Source organism: Flagellimonas chongwuensis, assembly GCF_013376415.1.
GTDB lineage: Bacteria > Bacteroidota > Bacteroidia > Flavobacteriales > Flavobacteriaceae > Flagellimonas > Flagellimonas chongwuensis.
Window position 1 is genome coordinate 966251 of record NZ_WYET01000004.1, and the last position, 18532, is coordinate 984782.

General features: G+C 41.3%; 21 protein-coding genes and 1 tRNA gene. 6 read left to right on the forward strand and 16 right to left on the reverse strand.

The features are described 5' to 3' along the window. The 7 genes from GUA46_RS11495 to GUA46_RS11525 all read right to left on the reverse strand — a co-directional run bounded on the left by GUA46_RS11495 (window position 1) and on the right by GUA46_RS11525 (window position 6938). Window positions 1–1296, reverse strand: coding sequence for a DUF3570 domain-containing protein (locus GUA46_RS11495; protein WP_176620601.1), 1296 nt, complete (start codon window positions 1294–1296; stop codon window positions 1–3). Window positions 1297–1331: 35 nt separating this feature from the next. Beyond that, complete coding sequence (locus GUA46_RS11500) at window positions 1332–1541, reverse strand: DUF4266 domain-containing protein (RefSeq protein WP_176620602.1); 210 nt, start codon at window positions 1539–1541, stop codon at window positions 1332–1334. A 12-nt stretch (window positions 1542–1553) separates the two neighbouring features. Further along, window positions 1554–2549 carry an FAD:protein FMN transferase gene (locus GUA46_RS11505; RefSeq protein ID WP_176620603.1) on the reverse strand — a complete coding sequence of 332 codons (996 nt, stop codon included), beginning with the start codon at window positions 2547–2549 and terminating at the stop codon, window positions 1554–1556. After that, the gene (locus GUA46_RS11510; protein WP_176620604.1) at window positions 2546–2983 is read right to left on the reverse strand and encodes a thioredoxin family protein; all 438 of its coding nucleotides are present in this window, start codon (window positions 2981–2983) and stop codon (window positions 2546–2548) included. The genes GUA46_RS11505 and GUA46_RS11510 overlap by 4 nt, the downstream gene beginning before the upstream one ends. 20 nt (window positions 2984–3003) lie before the next feature. Further along, window positions 3004–3444: a QcrA and Rieske domain-containing protein gene (locus tag GUA46_RS11515; RefSeq protein ID WP_176620605.1), complete on the reverse strand. Its 441-nt coding sequence runs from the start codon at window positions 3442–3444 to the stop codon at window positions 3004–3006. Window positions 3445–3492: 48 nt separating this feature from the next. Then, a complete protein-coding gene (locus GUA46_RS11520) occupies window positions 3493–4671 on the reverse strand; it encodes an AIR synthase related protein (protein WP_176620606.1) in 1179 nt (392 codons plus the stop codon). Window positions 4672–4751: 80 nt separating this feature from the next. Next, window positions 4752–6938, reverse strand: coding sequence for a glutamine synthetase III family protein (locus tag GUA46_RS11525; protein WP_108246478.1), 2187 nt, complete (start codon window positions 6936–6938; stop codon window positions 4752–4754). A 211-nt stretch (window positions 6939–7149) separates the two neighbouring features. Between GUA46_RS11525 and GUA46_RS11530 the strand changes: the two genes are divergently transcribed. Beyond that, window positions 7150–8160 carry a glutamine synthetase beta-grasp domain-containing protein gene (locus GUA46_RS11530; protein ID WP_108246477.1) on the forward strand — a complete coding sequence of 337 codons (1011 nt, stop codon included), beginning with the start codon at window positions 7150–7152 and terminating at the stop codon, window positions 8158–8160. 64 nt (window positions 8161–8224) lie between these two features. Here GUA46_RS11530 and GUA46_RS11535 read toward each other — a convergent pair whose 3' ends face one another. Beyond that, window positions 8225–9163: a calcium/sodium antiporter gene (locus GUA46_RS11535; protein WP_176620607.1), complete on the reverse strand. Its 939-nt coding sequence runs from the start codon at window positions 9161–9163 to the stop codon at window positions 8225–8227. A gap of 151 nt (window positions 9164–9314) precedes the next feature. Here GUA46_RS11535 and GUA46_RS11540 point away from each other — a divergent pair, with 151 nt between their 5' ends. The 3 genes from GUA46_RS11540 (at window position 9315) to GUA46_RS11550 (ending at window position 12056) form a co-directional block, all read left to right on the forward strand. After that, window positions 9315–9674, forward strand: coding sequence for a BlaI/MecI/CopY family transcriptional regulator (locus GUA46_RS11540; RefSeq protein WP_108246475.1), 360 nt, complete (start codon window positions 9315–9317; stop codon window positions 9672–9674). Continuing rightward, entirely contained in the window at window positions 9674–11389 is a 1716-nt protein-coding gene (locus GUA46_RS11545) for a M56 family metallopeptidase (protein ID WP_176620608.1), read from the forward strand. The genes GUA46_RS11540 and GUA46_RS11545 overlap by 1 nt, the downstream gene beginning before the upstream one ends. 523 nt (window positions 11390–11912) lie before the next feature. Continuing rightward, window positions 11913–12056, forward strand: a complete 144-nt coding sequence (locus GUA46_RS11550; protein WP_108246473.1) for an SsrA-binding protein — start codon at window positions 11913–11915, stop codon at window positions 12054–12056. On the opposite strand, the gene GUA46_RS11555 is transcribed toward GUA46_RS11550, so the two are convergent. Then, window positions 12053–12565, reverse strand: coding sequence for an adenine phosphoribosyltransferase (locus GUA46_RS11555; RefSeq protein WP_176620609.1), 513 nt, complete (start codon window positions 12563–12565; stop codon window positions 12053–12055). The genes GUA46_RS11550 and GUA46_RS11555 overlap by 4 nt on opposite strands. Before the next feature lie 62 nt (window positions 12566–12627). On the opposite strand from GUA46_RS11555, the gene GUA46_RS11560 reads away from it, so the two are divergent. Then, window positions 12628–12701: transfer RNA gene (locus GUA46_RS11560), tRNA-Arg, on the forward strand. Window positions 12702–12770: 69 nt separating this feature from the next. Here GUA46_RS11560 and GUA46_RS11565 read toward each other — a convergent pair. The 7 genes from GUA46_RS11565 to GUA46_RS11595 all read right to left on the reverse strand — a co-directional run bounded on the left by GUA46_RS11565 (window position 12771) and on the right by GUA46_RS11595 (window position 17600). Further along, window positions 12771–13211: a DsrE family protein gene (locus GUA46_RS11565; RefSeq protein WP_176620610.1), complete on the reverse strand. Its 441-nt coding sequence runs from the start codon at window positions 13209–13211 to the stop codon at window positions 12771–12773. A gap of 53 nt (window positions 13212–13264) precedes the next feature. Then, window positions 13265–13867 carry a hypothetical protein gene (locus GUA46_RS11570; RefSeq protein ID WP_176620611.1) on the reverse strand — a complete coding sequence of 201 codons (603 nt, stop codon included), beginning with the start codon at window positions 13865–13867 and terminating at the stop codon, window positions 13265–13267. 152 nt (window positions 13868–14019) lie between these two features. Continuing rightward, the gene (locus GUA46_RS11575) at window positions 14020–14295 is read right to left on the reverse strand and encodes an ATP-dependent Clp protease adaptor ClpS (RefSeq protein ID WP_176620612.1); all 276 of its coding nucleotides are present in this window, start codon (window positions 14293–14295) and stop codon (window positions 14020–14022) included. 24 nt (window positions 14296–14319) lie between these two features. Beyond that, the gene (gene prmA, locus GUA46_RS11580) at window positions 14320–15153 is read right to left on the reverse strand and encodes a 50S ribosomal protein L11 methyltransferase (protein WP_176620613.1); all 834 of its coding nucleotides are present in this window, start codon (window positions 15151–15153) and stop codon (window positions 14320–14322) included. Window positions 15154–15156: 3 nt separating this feature from the next. Continuing rightward, the gene (gene tpiA, locus GUA46_RS11585; protein ID WP_176620614.1) at window positions 15157–15906 is read right to left on the reverse strand and encodes a triose-phosphate isomerase; all 750 of its coding nucleotides are present in this window, start codon (window positions 15904–15906) and stop codon (window positions 15157–15159) included. 60 nt (window positions 15907–15966) lie between these two features. After that, window positions 15967–17061: a BT_3928 family protein gene (locus GUA46_RS11590; RefSeq protein WP_176620615.1), complete on the reverse strand. Its 1095-nt coding sequence runs from the start codon at window positions 17059–17061 to the stop codon at window positions 15967–15969. Beyond that, the gene (locus GUA46_RS11595; RefSeq protein ID WP_108246465.1) at window positions 17058–17600 is read right to left on the reverse strand and encodes a DUF1599 domain-containing protein; all 543 of its coding nucleotides are present in this window, start codon (window positions 17598–17600) and stop codon (window positions 17058–17060) included. Before GUA46_RS11595 ends, GUA46_RS11590 begins: the two co-directional genes overlap by 4 nt. A 95-nt stretch (window positions 17601–17695) precedes the next feature. On the opposite strand from GUA46_RS11595, the gene folP reads away from it, so the two are divergent. Continuing rightward, window positions 17696–18529 carry a dihydropteroate synthase gene (gene folP / locus GUA46_RS11600; RefSeq protein WP_176620616.1) on the forward strand — a complete coding sequence of 278 codons (834 nt, stop codon included), beginning with the start codon at window positions 17696–17698 and terminating at the stop codon, window positions 18527–18529. Window positions 18530–18532: the final 3 nt, after the last annotated feature.

Sequence of the window (18532 nt, forward strand, 5' to 3'; positions counted from 1 at the left end):
TCAATTACCAACAAAAGTAGTACCGAAGGTTACAATGAAGGCATTAAGGCCATCGCTACGATCGTATTGGCTAAATTGAAGATTGATGGTCTTTAAACCAAAATTGAGCAATCTAGCACTGGTGAAAATATCCTTGTACTGCACACCGATTCCATATTGATGGGCATCATAATCGGACAAATCATAATCCGATGTATAAAATTCATAAGTTGACAATGCTCGCTCCTTGGGATAAAAATAATCCGTAGCGGTCTGTATGTAATAGCGGTAACTAGGATATATGGTAAACTTATCGGATAGTTTAACAGGAGCTTCCAGACTGGCCGTATGGGAATTTATGCCCCAATCGTCCCAATAAAAGCGATAATACGACCGTAGAATCACCACATCGTTCAAATAATAATTCAAACGACCACCAACAGGTAGTTTAAAACGACTATCGGGCAATTGCTCTACATTGTCGGCCAACTGAAAGCTATCAATATAAAAATTCTCAAAATCAGAAAAGTAGACTCGCTGGAAGGGCGTGCTCAACAATCCGTTCTGGGAAACCACATCCATAAAAAGCGCGCCTTGCAATTTCTGGGTCAAAATCTGTGAAAAACTCAGGGAAAGTGAATACGAATTTCTGTTCTCATTGTCAAACTCCGTAAAAATCGGGTTGTAGGTACCGTTCCCAGTAATTCGGTCATCAAAAAAACCATCCCGCAGCTCAATGGGGTATTGTGAGTTCCATTTATCCATAAATACCCGACCGCTAAGGGTTACTTCGGTGTTCTTCTCGTTGAACAACTTGGTAAGGCTACCGCCAAATCCTATCGAGAAATAATCATACTCCGATGAAAGATAGGCATTGGCGCTCCATATGGTGTTCCGGTCTTCCGAACTATGCTGATATGAGGGATTGATATAGACCAACATATCCTTTCTTGATTCTCCCGAAGAAGCATCAAAAGGGGTAACATTGAGTCCACCGTCCAAAGGGTTTACATTACTGGATGATGCCGAGGTATATGCAGAAAGGCCAACATCAACCGTTAAAATATCGTCTTCGTTCATGGGCATACGCAAAACGATGCTGGAGGTGGCATCGGTCAATTTTTCGGTACCCTCCCCTCCCGTAACGGCAGCATTTTGTCCATCTTGATTGTAATAACTAAAAAGTAAATCTACTTCGCTGGCTTCCAAAACCCTCCGCTGGTAGGAGTTGTCCCCTTGTTGCGACCAACCTTGGAAGGTCATCAAAAAGAAAAGGGCCACAAAAACGGATTTTACTGATCTGGATAACTGCATCATGGGTTTTAGGTTGGTTATAAGCTAGAATCTTCTGGTCAATTACATCCGCATCCGCCCCCTGTTTTGCCACCATTGGCACCGGAGGACGCCTCCCTATAAATATGAAAATTGGTCTCGAACCTCTCGCACGGTCTGGCGCTCAGTTGCATTTCTTCAGCGTTCACATACACTTTATCGTACTCGCGAACGACCAAGCAAGAACTGGCTAAAATCAAAAGGAACAGTAGAGCAATAGGTTTTCCCATAATATAAATGTACTAATTCGTGTCGAACATAATGCCCGAACTCCGATGGACTTTGTTCTCGGAATCCACCACAACGGCCTCTACCCCATCAATTTGGTTGATCATATGCAAACCAACATCGCGCCCCATGGTAAAAACCGCGGTCGCCAAAGCATCGCATAGTTCCGCTTGTTTGGCAAAAATGGAAACACTGTTGACTCCCTTGGTTGGATAGCCCGACCTTGGGTCTATAATGTGAGAATATTTTACACCGTTGAGCGTAATGTATTTTTCGTAATTCCCCGAAGTGGCCACAGAGGATTCCACAACGGGCAACCAACTGAATACCTTGCCCTTGCTTAGAGGGTTGGCAATTCCCACCAGCCACTTTTCGCCCGTTACTTTGGTACCCCAAGTGGTTAGGTCTCCAGAAGCATTTATGATTCCCCCTTTTACATCTTTGGATACGAGCAGGCCCTTGGCCTTATCGGCAGCATAACCCTTGCCAATGGCGCCAAATCCAATTCGCATCCCCTTTTCGGACAGATAAACGGTTTGATCATCGGTGTTAAGTATAATTTTTTTAAACCCCACTTTTGACACTGAATTTTTGATTTCGGCTTCGGTCGGAACCTTGTCCATCGTACCATCGAACTTCCAGATATTGTCCATGGAGGCATACGTGATATCAAATGCCCCATCGGTTATTTCGGATATTTTGATGGACCGCTCGATCAAGTTAAAAAGCTCCTGGCTTACCTTGACCGGTTGAATCCCTGCGTTTTTGTTGATCAGGGAAGTTTCGGACTTCTCGTCCCAAGATGAAATAATCCGTTCTATGCGTTCAATTTCGGAGACAGCTTCGTCTATGTTGATATAGCCAATTTCCTCATTAGGTGCCACCACGGTAATCTCGAACCGCGTACCCATCAATTTAAGGGTCTTTTGCACGGTAACATCGGTCTGCCCCAACTGCCCGAACGACAGCAAGCAACAAAGACTGCAGGCCAAGGCAAATAGGGTTTTCATTTCAGGAATTTATTTAAGGTGTTGATATATTTCTCCGGACTGGTCCTGGCCACAAAGCCAGTAGTGCCCAAAATATGTTGGTCCTTGTCCATTACCACCACCAATGGAAAGTATCCCTTGGTATTGTATTTTTCGGCCAATGCCTTGTTCTGGTTCATTTTAGCCTCGGGAAGTTGGTTCTGTTTTTTTCTGGGAAAATCGGCATCGTACATTACATAATGCTCCAAAGCATAAGCCTTGAACTCATCACTATCAAAAATATGTTTCTTTAAACGGATGCACGGGGCGCACCAATCCGACCCTGAGAAAACCAGAACAATCGGTTTGTCCTCTGCAGACGCTTTGGTAAGTGCATCATCAAAACTTTCTTGCCACTGTTGTGCCTGAAGCATACCACAGCAAGCGAATAGTAGAATGTAGATTAATTTTTTCATTCGATTTGGGATTCAAAAAACTATTCATAAACCCGTAAAATGGAACCATCGAGTTCCGTATTGTAAACTGTCAGCGCTCTGGCCGGGGTTCCATCCACCTGATTTAGCGGGGTTCCATCCTGACCAAACCTTGAACCATGTACGTCGCAATAAAAGATACCGCCGCTCTGGTCCACAAAACGCACCTGATCATAAGATTGATGACTACAGACTTGGCTTGCTGCCACATATTCCCCTTGTAGGTTTCTGGCAACAACGACTAAGTCCTTTAAAATATAACCTCCGTTTTCAGAAAGATTCGATGCTTCGGCTGAAGTAAGGTCAATGGTAAAATCGACTCCTGTAGGTTCATCGACCAGATTACCGTCAATTTCATCCTTGGAACACCCTTGTAAACAGGGAAATGTAAGGGCAAATGCGGCACCAGCTCCCAAACTTCGGAGAAACTCTTTTCTTTCCATAGCATTAAGGTTTATATATTAAAACGCTATTTCGAGAGAAATCGTATGCTAGTATTCAAACTTACCGTACTCGCTTTGGATGGTCAGTTTTTTGGTTTCGGATGATTCCACTCGCCCGATGATCTGTGCATCTACGTTGAAACTTTGGGAAATAGCAATGATATCTTCAGCAACCTGCTCATCTACATATAATTCCATTCGATGACCACAATTGAAGACTTGGTACATTTCCTTCCAATCCGTACCTGATTGCTCTTGAATCAATTTGAACAAAGGTGGAATCGGGAACAGGTTATTTTTGACAATGTGCAGATTATCCACAAAATGAAGAATCTTGGTCTGGGCACCACCACTGCAATGCACCATGCCATGGATTTCACTCGAAGAATATTGGTCCAATATTTTTTTAATGATGGGAGCATATGTCCGTGTAGGCGACAACACTAATTTGCCTGCATCAAGGGGTGCACCTTGAACCTCATCTGTCAATTTTGTATGGCCCGAATACACCAATTCTTCAGGAACGGATGCATCAAAGCTTTCCGGGTATTTTTCGGCGAGGTATTTTGAAAACACGTCATGTCGTGCGGAAGTCAGGCCATTACTGCCCATTCCTCCGTTATATTCAGTTTCGTAACTCGCCTGTCCGAAAGAAGCCAACCCTACAATGACATCGCCTGCCTTGATATTGGCATTGTCGATGACGTTTTTTCGGTCCATCCGCGCAGTTACTGTGGAATCTACGATAATGGTCCGCACTAAATCCCCCACATCGGCAGTTTCGCCCCCCGTGGAACGGATGGTAATGCCATGTTTGTCCAAATCGGAAATCAATTCTTCTGTACCGTTGATAATGGCCGAAATTACTTCACCGGGAATCAAATTTTTGTTCCGCCCAATTGTGGAGGACAACATAATATTATCGGTGGCGCCCACGCAGATCAAATCATCTACGTTCATGATAAGTGCATCTTGCGCTATCCCTTTCCAAACCGAAATATCACCTGTTTCTTTCCAGTACATATACGCCAAAGACGATTTGGTACCTGCACCATCGGCGTGCATCACCAAACAATGGTCTTCGCTCCCTGTTAAATAATCGGGTACAATTTTGCAGAACGCTTTTGGGAATAGTCCTTTATCAATATTCTTTATGGCGCTGTGCACATCTTCTTTGGAGGCTGAAACACCTCTTTGCGCATATCTTTTACTGGTATCCGATGACATATGAAAGGTTTGGGCAAAAATAACGGAAAGCCATCAAACTATTGATATGCTTTCCGTCTTTTCAATTTTTCCAGAGGATTCTATTTGGAAAACAGCATTTCGCGATACTTGGTGAACGGCCAAAACTCATCGGCAATCAATTTCTCCAAGGCATCGGAATGCTCTCTGATTTTTTCAAAATACGGTCTCACGTTATTGCAATAGGCCTGGGCTTTTTTATCAACGGCCGACATGCCATTGGCCCGTCTTCGGGCATCGGCCATTTCATCGGTCAATCTTTTGATTTCCACAATGTGCTCACCTATCTGTTCCAAAATGTTCAATTGCCCCTCGGCGACTTTTTTATGTGCCGCACCATAGACCTCTTTAAGCCCACTAATGTTTTCCAACAGCATATTTTGATACTTCACCGCTGCGGGAATGATATGGTTGTAGACCATTTCACCCAATACCCGACCCTCTATTTGAATATGGAAGATGTATGCTCCCAGTTCCACCTCTTTGTGGGCTTTGAGTTCTACTTCGTTCATCACATCCATCTGCCTGAAGAGGTCGATACTCTCCTTTGCCGTGATTACCTGAAGGGCCTCTGGCGTATTTTTGTTGAAGCTCAGTTTTCGTCTTCTTGCCTCTTCCTGCCATTCTATTCCGTAACCATCGCCTTCAAAACGAATACGCTTGGACGTTTTAATATATTCCCGAAGCACGTTGAAAACGGCTTCATCTTTTTTCAGGTTCTTTTTGTCAATCAATACATCAACCTCCTTTTTAAAGTCGGTTAATTGTTTAGCCATGATGGTATTGAGCATGGTCATGGGTTTGGCACAATTCAACTTGGAGCCCACACCCCGCATTTCAAACTTGTTGCCCGTAAAAGCGAACGGTGATGTTCTGTTTCTATCGGTGTTGTCCAGTAAAATTTCTGGAATCTTCCCTACCACGTTCAGTTTAAGCTCTGTTTTCTCTTGTGGAGAAAGTTTTCCTTTGGAAACACCCTCCAATTCATCGAGTACATCGCTCAATTGTTTTCCTATAAATATGGATATGATCGGTGGGGGTGCTTCATTCGCGCCCAATCGGTGGTCATTACTTGCGGATGCAATGGATGCCCTCAACAATTCTTCATACGTGTCCACCGCTTTGATTGTATTCACGAAAAACGTCAAGAACTGCAGATTCTTCATGGGTGTTGAGCCCGGACTTAACAAATTGACCCCTGTATCGGTGGCCAACGACCAGTTATTGTGTTTGCCCGAACCGTTGATTCCCGCAAATGGCTTTTCGTGGAACAACACCGAAAAATTATATTTATCGGCAATCTCTTCCATCACGTCCATAAGCAATAGGTTATGATCCACGGACAGGTTGGCCTCTTCAAAAACCGGAGCTAGTTCAAACTGGTTAGGGGCCACCTCGTTGTGACGTGTTTTTACCGGAATGCCAAGTTTGGTACATTCTTTTTCCAGTTCACTCATAAAACCAAGTACCCTGGCCGGTATCACTCCAAAATAATGGTCATCCAGCTGTTGGCCTTTAGCGGAAAAACTTCCCACCAAAGTACGGCCGGTTACGGAGAGGTCCAATCGGGAATTGACCAATGCTTTGTCTATCAAAAAATATTCCTGCTCCCACCCTAATGTGGCGTGAACCTTTCTTACATTCTTATCAAAATATTGCGCCACTCCGGTAGCTGCTTGGTCTACAGCCTGCAAAGCTCTAAGCAAAGGGGCTTTGTTATCCAAAGCTTCACCTGTATAGGCCACAAATATGGTAGGGATACAGAGCGTAGTTTTATAAATAAATGCCGGCGATGTGGGGTCCCAGGCGGTATATCCACGTGCCTCAAAAGTATTTCGGATTCCACCGCTCGGAAAGCTGGAAGCATCAGGTTCTTGCTGTACCAATTGTGCTCCTCCAAACTTCTCCATTGCCTTACCGTTGGGCAGAATATCAAAAAATGCATCATGCTTTTCTGCCGTTGCACCTGTCAGCGGTTGAAACCAATGTGTATAGTGCGTAGCTCCCATGGAAAGTGCCCAAGCCTTCATACCCTCGGCTACTTGGTCCGCAATCTTTCTATCAATTTTTGTGCCCTGGAAAATAGCTGATTTTACCTTTTCGAATGCTTCGGCAGTAAGAAATTGAAGCATCTTTTCTTCATTGAAAACATTTTTTGCAAATAGATCCGATCTTTTGCCTGTTTCATCAATATTGATATGTTCCCTATTGCGGCTTTCGACCAAAGCTTGAAATCTTGTTTTCGGCATATTCAATAATTTTTAATTTTCAAATCTACAATTAAGAATTTAATAATTTAAACTTCAAAAATTACTTTTTTTTCATTGATCCCTTTTAAAAACAGGGGTAATATAAATAATAAAGGCAAGTTTGTGATTTTACCCCCTTAAAACATTGATAATTAAATGAAAAAACTATTTTTGTTAATCATAAAATTGAGAACGATTAACTACCAGAATTATGAGCAAATCTAAATTAGAGTATCTATGGTTGGATGGTTATGAGCCAACAGCCAACATTAGAAGCAAGACTAGAATTGAGGAAGATTTTAGCGGTAAATTGGAAGACTGCCCTACGTGGTCCTTCGATGGTTCTTCTACCAAACAAGCCGAAGGTGGTTCCTCTGACTGCCTGTTGAAGCCTGTTGCGATTTACCCTGATCCAGCAAGAAGAAATGGTTATTTGGTAATGACCGAGGTGTTGAATCCTGATGGAACTCCACACGAGAGCAACTCCAGAGCTACTATCGATGATGAGGATGATGACTTCTGGTTTGGATTTGAGCAGGAATACTTTATTATGGACACTGCTACTCAGTTGCCATTGGGCTTCCCTGTTGGAGGTTATCCAGGACCACAAGGTCTATACTACTGTTCCGTTGGTGGAAGAAACACTTGGGGCAGAGACCTAGTTGAGGAGCACGCCGACCTTTGTTTGGACGCTGGTCTTCAGTTCGAAGGTATCAACCAAGAGGTTGCTGCCGGACAGTGGGAATTCCAATTGTTCGCCAAAGGTGCCAAGAAAGCCGGTGATGAAATTTGGGTTGCACGCTATATGCTACAAAGATTGACCGAGAGCTACGGTTACTATATTGAGTACCATCCAAAACCTATCAAAGGTGACTGGAACGGTTCTGGTATGCACGCCAACTTCTCCAACAATCTCTTGAGAACTTGTGGATCTAAAGAAGTTTATGAAAAAGTATGTGAAGCTTTCCGTCCGGTGACCAAAGAGCACATTGCCGTTTACGGTGAGTACAATGATGAGCGATTGACCGGTAAGCACGAAACTGCTTCCATTAGCGATTTCAGCTACGGTGTTTCCGACAGGGGCGCTTCCATCAGAATTCCTATTTTGACGGTTGAAAGAGGCTGGAAAGGATGGTTAGAAGATAGAAGACCTGCTTCCAATGCTGATCCTTACAAGGTTGCGGCCGTTATCGTAAAAACGGTAAAATCCGCAAAAGTATAATAAACACGTATATAAATTAGTTGTTGATTATAGATGAAAACCGTCCTGCTTTTTGGGGCGGTTTTTATTTTATGGTAAAGTAAACAAAGGCGGCGTAAAAAGCCAAGAGAATCAACCCGTCTCTCCAACCCAAACGCAATCCTTTAGGAAAGAAAACCAAAGGCAGAACAAGAAAGGATATTCCCAACATCCAAAAAATATCACTGGACAATAAACCTTGGTCTATTACGGTAATCGGGGTAATGATGGATGTTATTCCCAAAACGGCCAACAGGTTAAAAATGTTGGACCCGATCAAGTTCCCAAGAGATATTGCCTTTTCTTTTTTTATCACTGCGATTACGGATGCCGCCAACTCTGGAATACTTGTACCTACGGATACTATTGTAATACCAATTATACGGTCGCTCACACCGAATGAGGATGCCAATCCTACGGAGCCGTCTATCAACAATTCCGAACCTCCCCAAAGCGCCGTTCCTCCTATCCCCAAAAACAATACAATCTTATACAGAGGTAAAGGCACATCATCCTCGGGCATTTCATCCACAACAGCTGTTTTCTGAAATCTTAAAAGGTAGATCAAAAACACAAATAGAAAAGACACTAAAATAATTCCTTCGTATTGCTGAAGCTCCCCATCAAAATATATAAAACCACCAAAGAGCAAAGAAGCAAGCATCATAACGGGCCAATCCGTAGTATAGAAGCTCTTTCTTACATCTATACTTCCCAATATAACGGTAATGGCCAAAACCAGTCCTAAATTAGCTATGTTGGAACCGACCACATTACCTAATGCCAAGTCGGGAAAACCATCAAGGGCTGCTTTTACACTAACTATCAATTCCGGGGCAGAGGTAGCAAAAGAGACCACGGTCATACCAATGACAATCTTGGGAATATTCATTCTAAGAGATAATGCGACTGCCGATTTCAACAACCAATTTCCGCCTGCAATCAACAGCACCAAACCCAAAACAATAAAAAGTAGATTTCCCAAAAAGTAATTTTTCGGTCAAAGATAAGGGAAGAAACCCGCAACCAAGAAGGTTATCTAAAAAATAAAAACTATAAAAATAGTTAATAAACTATAAAAATAGTTGTTCAACTAAATTATTAGTATTAGGTTTGAACCATATAAGTACAGAATTATGCAAAAATTGACCAATAAGGAAGAGGAGATCATGAAAATTCTCTGGGAGCTCAAGAAGGCTTTCGTCAAGGAAATCCTAGAGGAGATTCAAGGTGAAAAACCGCATTACAATACGCTATCCACCATTGTTAGGAATTTACAGGAAAAAGGGTTTGTTGACTACGAAGCGTTCGGTAATACTCATAGATATTTCCCCGTAGTAACAAAGGAAGAGTATAGAAAAAAGTATGTGAACGCTGCCATTGCCGATTATTACAACGACTCTTTTAAAAGTTTGGTCTCCCACTTTGCGCAGGAGGAGAAAATTTCCATTTCGGAACTCAAAGAAATCATTGACCTAATAGAAAAGAAGAAGTAATGGAACCGATATTCATGTACCTTTTGCAGTCCATCGTTATCTCTGGAGGTTTTTTGGCGGTGTATCATATTTTCTTAAAACGTGAAACTCTTTTCAAAGAGAATAGATTGTTTCTTTTATCTGGTTTGGTATTGGCCTTTTTGTTTCCTCTGATAAAAATCAAGAGAAACATTGTGGTTGACCGACCTATATTCACTGAAAACGGAGAGCAGTTATCCCAAGTGGCTCAAACAGCTTCCGAAAGTGTTTGGCACTCACCAGAAAACATTCTTCTTACCTTATACATAGGAGTCTGTTTATTCTTAATGGCAAGATTTATTTTGAAGCTGGCTTCACTAAAAAAACTGGCCCAAAATGCATATCGAAGAAGAGAAAGACCATTTTTGCACATGCAAACGGAAAAGAGAATCTCCCCATTCTCCTTTTTCAATTACATTTTTTACAATCCTAGTCTTTTTGAACCCAACGAGCTGCACTCGGTTCTAGAACATGAAAAAGTACATGCCCGGCAGCTTCACACCTTGGACATATTATTATTGGAAGTTTTAAAAATATTTTTCTGGTTCAACCCTGCATTGTGGTTTTACAAGAATGCCGTAAAACAAAACCTGGAGTATTTGGCCGATCACTTTGCCATTGCAAACGCAGGCAACAAAAAATCCTACCAGTATCTGATGCTAAAACAAGCGGTAGATACTCAGGAATACACTTTAGCCAATTCATTTTATAATTCATTAATCAAAAAACGAATAGTCATGTTAAATCAAAATCAATCCAAAAAAATCAATGTGCTCAAAACTTTAATGATTGCACCATTATTAGGGCTGCTGTTGGTCAGCTTTAATATTGAGGAGAATTTCCTCTATAAAGATCTGGACAGCATAGATAGTGTTATCGGTAACGAAACAGCCCCAAAAGATAAAACGGTGGAGTTGACGATCGACAAAAACACTACTGATACCGAACTGGACAAAATAAAAAAGGATCTGGCCAAAGACGGTATCGATTTTAGCTACACGACCGTTAGAAACGATAACAAGGAAATTATTGATATTTCCCTACAAATGAGCGGTAAAAACTCCAAGGGGAAAACGTTTAGCGGCAATTATAGTAGCAATTCCGATGACGCTATTGACCCCATAACGGTTTTGTTTGATGATGAGAGCAACGCAGTTTCTTTTTGGAATGCAAGAAAGAAAAACGTAAAAATCCATAAAATTAAGGGAACAGGCACTATTAGCACCGGTGACAGCACCAAAATAATCATTAGGAAGAGGGATGATAAAAAAATAGTGATTGTGGACGGTGAACAATTGAGTGATGAAGAGGTTAAAGAACTTCATATTGGCAGTAACTCATCTTTACATGTTATTGATGAGGATTCTGACTTGGAAAACAAGCATGTTACTATCCGAAAAGTCGAGAAAAAAGGAAAAGGGAACCATGTTATGGTCATCAGGGATTCTGATGACGATGAGGACATTGAAGTGATAAGCGGGGACGATAACTCTAGTTTCTTTTTTATAGACAATGACGGCAAAGGGGAGCCACTATATTATGTGGATGGCAAAAAGGCCAAATCAGAGGATATCAAAGAAATTGACCCCAAAGACATTGATCATATGAATGTGCTAAAAGGCGATAAAGCGATTGAAAAATATGGCAAGAAAGCCAAAAATGGGGTTATCGAGATAACCACCAAAAAAAGCAAATAATTAAACTAGAACCATATTTTGAATTGTCAGTAGAACCGTCTTAGTAAGGCGGTTCTTTTTTTATCCAGACAAACGAAAACCCTAAAATCAGCCCATTTATAGATGAAAGCTCCCTAGGTTTTCAAAAAAAAGTTAAAAAAGTCCCTACAAATCTAACATTTTTAAATATAAAAATTACTTTAACCTTACAATTTAAAACTTTTTTCAAGGACATATATTTCAGTTGAAGAAGCAAGTCGTTTTTAAAGATACAATCTCGTATTCAATTACATTATTTATTGTGTAATCGCTTGGAATCATGATATCTATCATTATATATTCGAAGAAACAACAACAAAATAACTGTTTTTTCAAATCTAAAATCAATCAAAAAATGATAGCAATTGTAAAGTTTTTTATCACACTTCTTGTGCAACTCTTAACGGTGATATTTATTTAATGCCGTAAAGAGTTGCTACATTGTTATTAATCACATCCTCTTGTAAACTGGTTTACCTATATTTGTGAAAAGCAACGTATTCTTATGTTTTACAAGGTATTGGCAAAAATAAATAAAGCCCTGCTTCCATCATACACTAAAAAAGGATTGGACCTCGCCAAAGCTTCCAAACTACAATTGGCCATTATAGGCTGGCGCTACTACGTTACCAAAAATGCGTTGGATTAATATTGGAGCAATACTTCTTTCTGATATTCTTTTATTTTTTCCGCTCCGTTCAAAAATGTTAGTTCAATCAAAAAATTGCACTGGACCACTTCGCCTCCCAGTTTTTCCACCAATTTACAAACCGCCCTTGCAGTACCTCCGGTAGCGAGCACATCATCGTGCACCAAGACCCTCTCCCCTGCCTCAATAGCATCCGAATGTATTTCGAGTGTTCCTGTCCCATACTCCAAATCGTAAGGCTCCGAAATGGTTTTGTACGGAAGCTTTCCGGACTTACGAACGGTTACAAATCCTGCCCCCAGTTTTTCGGCCAGCATAGGCGCAAAGATAAATCCACGACTATCTACTCCGACCACTTTATCAATTTTCATATTGCTTGTAAAACCCAATAAGGCCTCCCCTGCTTTTTGGAATGCGAACGGGTTTTTCAATAGTGGGGTAATATCCTTAAAAACGACTCCCGGCTTGGGGAAATCCTCAATATCTCGAATGTAGGGTGCAAAATCCATTTTTTGTATGCTAGGGTTTTGTGGTAAAGTTAAAAAGAAATATATTTGCAGCCCTTAAATAAGGCCGCGTGGCGCAACTGAATAGCGCATCTGATTACGGCTCAGAAGGTTGCAGGTTTGAATCCTGCCGCGGTCACAGACAAATAAAAAAACGCCGAGGCTTTGCTTCGGCGTTTTTTGTTATCTATATTTTCTACTTCAACAATTAGTACGTTAGGACATTATAGCCCTTCGCTTGTAACTGAAGTACCCGTACAGTCCATGTGGGAACAGGTTCCATACCCGAAATTAACTGGTCTTCAGAAACCCCCAATTTTTTCATGGCCACACTGCATACACTCACTCGAACTTTTCCCTTATACTCTTCATACAAGTCTTCCAACTCAGAACCTTTAACCAGGTTCTTCACGAACTTTCCCTTTGCAACAATTTCATAATCCGTGATTTCCACACCGCTTGCCAAAAGTTTATCATACAAATGTAACACCCCTTTAAAATGCCGCTCTTCGCTCACACCGAAAGCATACTGCTGTGTTTTTCGTAGGTCGGATACAATTTCTGCATCAAACTTTTCCTGTGCAACGAGCATAGGACCTGAAAAAACGGTCAAGATTGTTAAAATAATGGTGTAAAGAAATGGTTTCATTTTATACTATTTTTGAGTTGCTCTTTAAAAATACAATTACTGTTTTAAATAATCTATTCCTGTATAGAATCCAAAATGTGCTGGGCTTCTCTCAAATCGAGTTGAAGTTTCTGGTTCTCCAATATATACTGTTCACGCAATTGCTCCATCCTACGTTCAAATTCATCCGCAGGAACATACTCGGGCTTCAAAAGTGTTTCATTAAATATACTGATGAGGGTAAACAAAAAACTGACTGCAACCGCCGAAATCAATCCCATAAGCATCAGTTTTTCACGTTTTAAGTCGGGAGCAGCTTTTTTGATTTGCTTTTTTTCCTCCTTTGTCAGTTTTGGCATTCCTGACAGTTGTCCAAGGAAAGTATCCCACTTCTCCTCTTCTCTTACATACAGATTCATAAATCCGCCTTCCTCCAAAAAGTCCTCTGTGCCAGAAGTGGATGCCAACATAAATATATCCAGCCCATTCCCTCCCATAACATCTAAAAGAGTGGAATCGTAGTCCAGAATCTCCCGCACCAGTTTTTGCACATATTCTAAACTATAATTGGGTTTCAAAAATTCGTCGTAGAGGGTATAAATTTGAAAGTAATCGCTACGCTCGAGAGCATATTCCAAAAAACGGTCTTTCAATTCAGCCTTAAAGAATTCACTCATTTTTAAAAATGGGCGGTTAATGGTTGGTTTTGGTCGTTAGGCTAAATGTAAAGAAATGGGGAATCAGTAGAGTTAGGTCAGGATAAAAAATTCATAAACTTTGCTGTTAAAAGGTATTGGTTTTCTAAAAAAATGTGTTGGAATATGCTTAGCTAAATGATTTCTGCACTCAATCCGGCCTGAAGCAATTTACTACATTTGGGTTCAAGAAAAGAATATTCACCCGTTTTTACTGTGCATTTTCCTTTGTAATGCACAATCAGAGAACATTGTTCTGCCTGCTCGGGCGTATGCTCACAAACATTGATAAGGGTATTGATGACATGGTCGAAGGTGTTGACATCGTCGTTGAAAAGAACTATTTCATGCTCATTTGTTGTTTCCTCTTCCACGAGGACATCTTCCAACTCTTTTTCTTTAGTACTCATTTTGATAACGGAGTTTACTTCTTTCTAATTTACATATTTTGCCGCAACCCAGTTGTTCTTCTCAAGATTTTTTTCAAATTCCAAACCGTAGGCGCCACATTTTGAAGAAATTGCATCCAAATCCTCCAAATAAAAGCCACTTAAAAAAAGTGTCCCGCCCTTTTTAAGGCAATCCACATAAACGGGGATGTCTTCCAACAATATATTTCGATTGATATTGGCCAGAATGATATCGAACTTTTTGTCTTTCAACAAACTACTGTCACCTTGAAAAGCTTTAATATCGGAGCAGTCGTTGCGCTCTATATTTTCCTGCGTATTTAAAAAGCACCATTCATCAATATCAATGGCTTCGGTCTCACCGGCGCCACGCTTTTTGGCCAGAATGGCCAGCACCCCCGTACCACACCCCATATCCAAGACTGATTTTCCTTCAAAATCATTATCAAGAATATGTTGCAACATCATGTGCGTGGTTTCGTGATGACCTGTTCCAAAACTCATTTTGGGTTCGATTACAATATCGTATTCAACTTCTATGGCTTTATGGAAAGGCGCTCGGACCATACATTTTTCAACAACAACAATAGGGTGAAAGTTTTTCTCCCATTCCTCGTTCCAGTTCTGTTGAGCAATTTCTTTGCTGGTCCATGTTATGTCAAAATTGGGATTCTGCACTATAAAAAGGTCATCCAACAGACCTTCTTTCCAATCGGATTTAAGAATATAGGCCAGAAGTCCATCTTCGTTTTCAACAAAACTTTCAAAACCCACTTCCCCCAACTCTGCAATCAGAATATCGGTTGCAGGCTGGAGCGGGCTTATTTTAAAATTGTATTCGAGGTAAACTAAGGACATGGTTTAAATCGCCTTGATGATATCCGAGAAATCCTCAGCTTTTAATGAAGCTCCTCCAATCAGGCCTCCATCAACGTCTGGTTTTGAAAAAATCTCGGCTGCATTGGCGGGCTTAACACTTCCTCCGTACAAGATGGAAACATCTTCGGCAATGGAAGAGTTAAAGCCGTCCGCAATGGTTTTTCTTATAAAAGCATGCATCTCTTGAGCTTGCTCTGGACTCGCCGTTTCTCCCGTACCAATGGCCCAAACAGGTTCGTAGGCCAAAACAATCTTACTCCAGGCGCTGGCATCCAAATCAAACAACGCATTCTTTAATTGACTTTCCACTACGGCAAAATGGTTGTCGGATTTTCTATCTTCCAACTCTTCGCCAAAGCAGAAAATTACTTTCAGACCCTTCTCGATAGCCGTTTTTACTTTTTTGGCCAAAAGTTCATCGTCCTCACCAAAGTAAGCGCGTCTTTCGGAGTGTCCAAGAATAACTACGTCCACATCCAAGCTCAGCAACATATCCGCAGAAATTTCACCGGTGTAAGCACCACTTTCGGCAAAATGCATATTCTGGGCCGCAACTTGTATTTTAGAATCTTGCAATGCCTGTTTTGCGGCTTGAAGGTTCACAAACGTTGGGGCCACAATTACATCTGCAGTGGTATCGGGTAGTTTGGCGGAAAGTTCGGCCAACAGTTCCTCCGTTTCCTGAAGGTTGTTGTTCATTTTCCAGTTTCCTGCCACAATCTTTGTTCTCATGTTATTTATTGTTATGTTATACTGTTTGGTGTTTGTCCTTTCTTGTTCTAGATTCCATTATCAGAACTCAAGTTCCTCAAAATCGTTGTAATGGACCTTTTGTTGAATGGTTCCCTTGCTGAGCACTAAAATAGCTGGATTGGAGCGCACAATAGTCTTTAAAGTTGTTTCATCTGTAAAATAGAATTCAAAATCCAGTCCGTAGGTATTGATTATCTTTTGGGCCATATCGCTGCTCGAAGCAGACATCCCAATGACTTTGTAACCATTTTGCTTTGCCTTTGCAGTTACTTCGGCGACTCCCTCAAAAGCTTCAAGATTACTTTTAGCCATATCGTAGGCAATCACCATTACCAATTTATCCTCTTCCAACAGTTCGGCAGCATAGTCCTGTCCTTCTTGCTCAATGGTAAAATCGTGAATGGGCGGTTCGTACCCTGCTTGGATTTGAGTGGTCTCCACATCTATAAATTCGCCATCCACAGTGGGATAATCTCCTTCCGTTACGTAAATTTTCTCTTCTCCGTCCACTTTAAAGCGCCATGCATACTCATAAACCGGTTTTGGGGCGTTTTCGGGCACTGACATACCTTCTTGAATGTTCGCGCCAATTTTGTAGGGCCTAAAATCCACAGAAGGCAAATGGGCCAATACGTGATTGGCAAACAATGCACAGGCCAACAAAGACACTCCTCCCACAATCCAGTTGACCTTGGAACTGAACAGGGGTGTGATATATTTTCTTCCGAAGAACAATATCAAAATGAACACGAGAAGGATCACATCTTTTGTAAAGGATTCCCAAGGCGTTAGTTTGACGGCATCACCAAAACAGCCACAATCCGTCACTTTATTGAAATATGCAGAATAAAAAGTCAAGAAAGTGAAGAACACTATCATGAGCAAAAGACTCCAAACCGTGAATTTGGGTTTAAATCCAATCAAAAGTAGAACGCCCAAAATCACCTCAACAATGACCACAAAAATGGAGATGGCCAAAGCCAAAGGGGTTAAAAATGGTAGGTCCAATACACCTGGGCTAAAATATTCTTCCAGTTTAAAGGAAAAACCCATGGGGTCGTTCAATTTTATCAGTCCGCTGATAATGAACAACACTCCTACTATAATTCTTGATATCCAGACCAAATATTTCATTCTTCTTCTTTTAAATGAATCAACGCAAAAACTGCATAATTAACCATATCCTGATAGTTGGCATCCACGCCTTCGCTCACCAAAGTAGCTCCTTGATTGTTCTCAATTTGTTTTACCCGCAATACCTTTTGCAAAATCAAATCCGTGAGCGAGCTTACCCGCATATCTCGCCATGCCTCTCCATAATCGTGGTTTTTATCCTCCATGAGCTTTTTGGTTATGGCGACTTGCTCATCGTAAAGTGCAATGGCCTCCTCTGCATTCAAGTCGGGCTGTTCTACCACTCCTTTTTTGATTTGAATGAGCGCCATAATCGAATAATTGATAATCCCTATAAACTCGGAACGCTCGCCTTCGTTCACTTTTCGGACATCGTTCTGTTGTAGCCCTCTAATGCGCTGAGCCTTGATAAAAATCTGGTCTGTTAAGGAAGGTAACCTAAGGATTCGCCAAGCGGTACCATAATCCTTGGCCTTTTTTGAAAACAATTCACGACAGGTTTGTATCACCTCATCGTATTGTTGGGAAGTCTGCTGCATGTATTGTTGCTAATTTGCGTAAATTTCGTCCAACTTATCTGTGCCCATTGGCACTTTGCCAAAGATAATGAAACCCAACAAAGCATATATTTTTTATGACCATAAACTGCAAAGGTGAGCTTGTAGACTTAAAAACGCCCAGAGTGATGGGTATCCTCAACCTAACGCCCGATTCTTTTTTTGATGGCGGCAAATACAAGGACGAAGCATCTATACTACATCAAGTTGAATATATGCTGAACCACGGCGCAACCTTTATTGATATGGGCGCCTATAGCTCCCGACCCGGTGCGGAACATGTTTCGGAAGATGAGGAGTTGAAACGGATGGTTCCCGTTATCGACCTTATCCTTAAAACATTTCCCGATACCTTGATTTCCGTGGATACCTTCCGAAGCAAAGTGGCAGAAAAAAGTATTGAACACGGTGCAGCCATCATCAACGATATCGCAGCTGGGAATTTGGATGATGCCATGTTTGATACGGTAGCCAAACATCAAGTGCCTTACATCATGATGCATATGAAGGGTACTCCTCAATCCATGCAAAAAGAGGCGGTGTACGAGGATTTGATCAATGACCTCCGATTCTATTTTTCCAAAAAGATAAAAGAGACCACATCAAAAAAAATCAACGACATCATCATAGACCCAGGTTTTGGCTTTGCCAAGACAACGGGACAAAACTACACGCTCTTGAATCATTTGGACATGTTCCAAACTTTTGGTTTGCCCATCTTGATTGGTTTGAGCAGAAAGTCAATGATTTACAAGGTGTTGGAATCATCCCCAAAAGAAGCGTTGAACGGCACAACTGCCCTGCATACGATTGCATTGTTAAAAGGCGCCAATATTATTCGGGCACACGATGTAAAAGAAGCTACAGAATGTGCTAAACTTGTAGAAGCTCTAAAAGAAAATGCGCTGTAATTT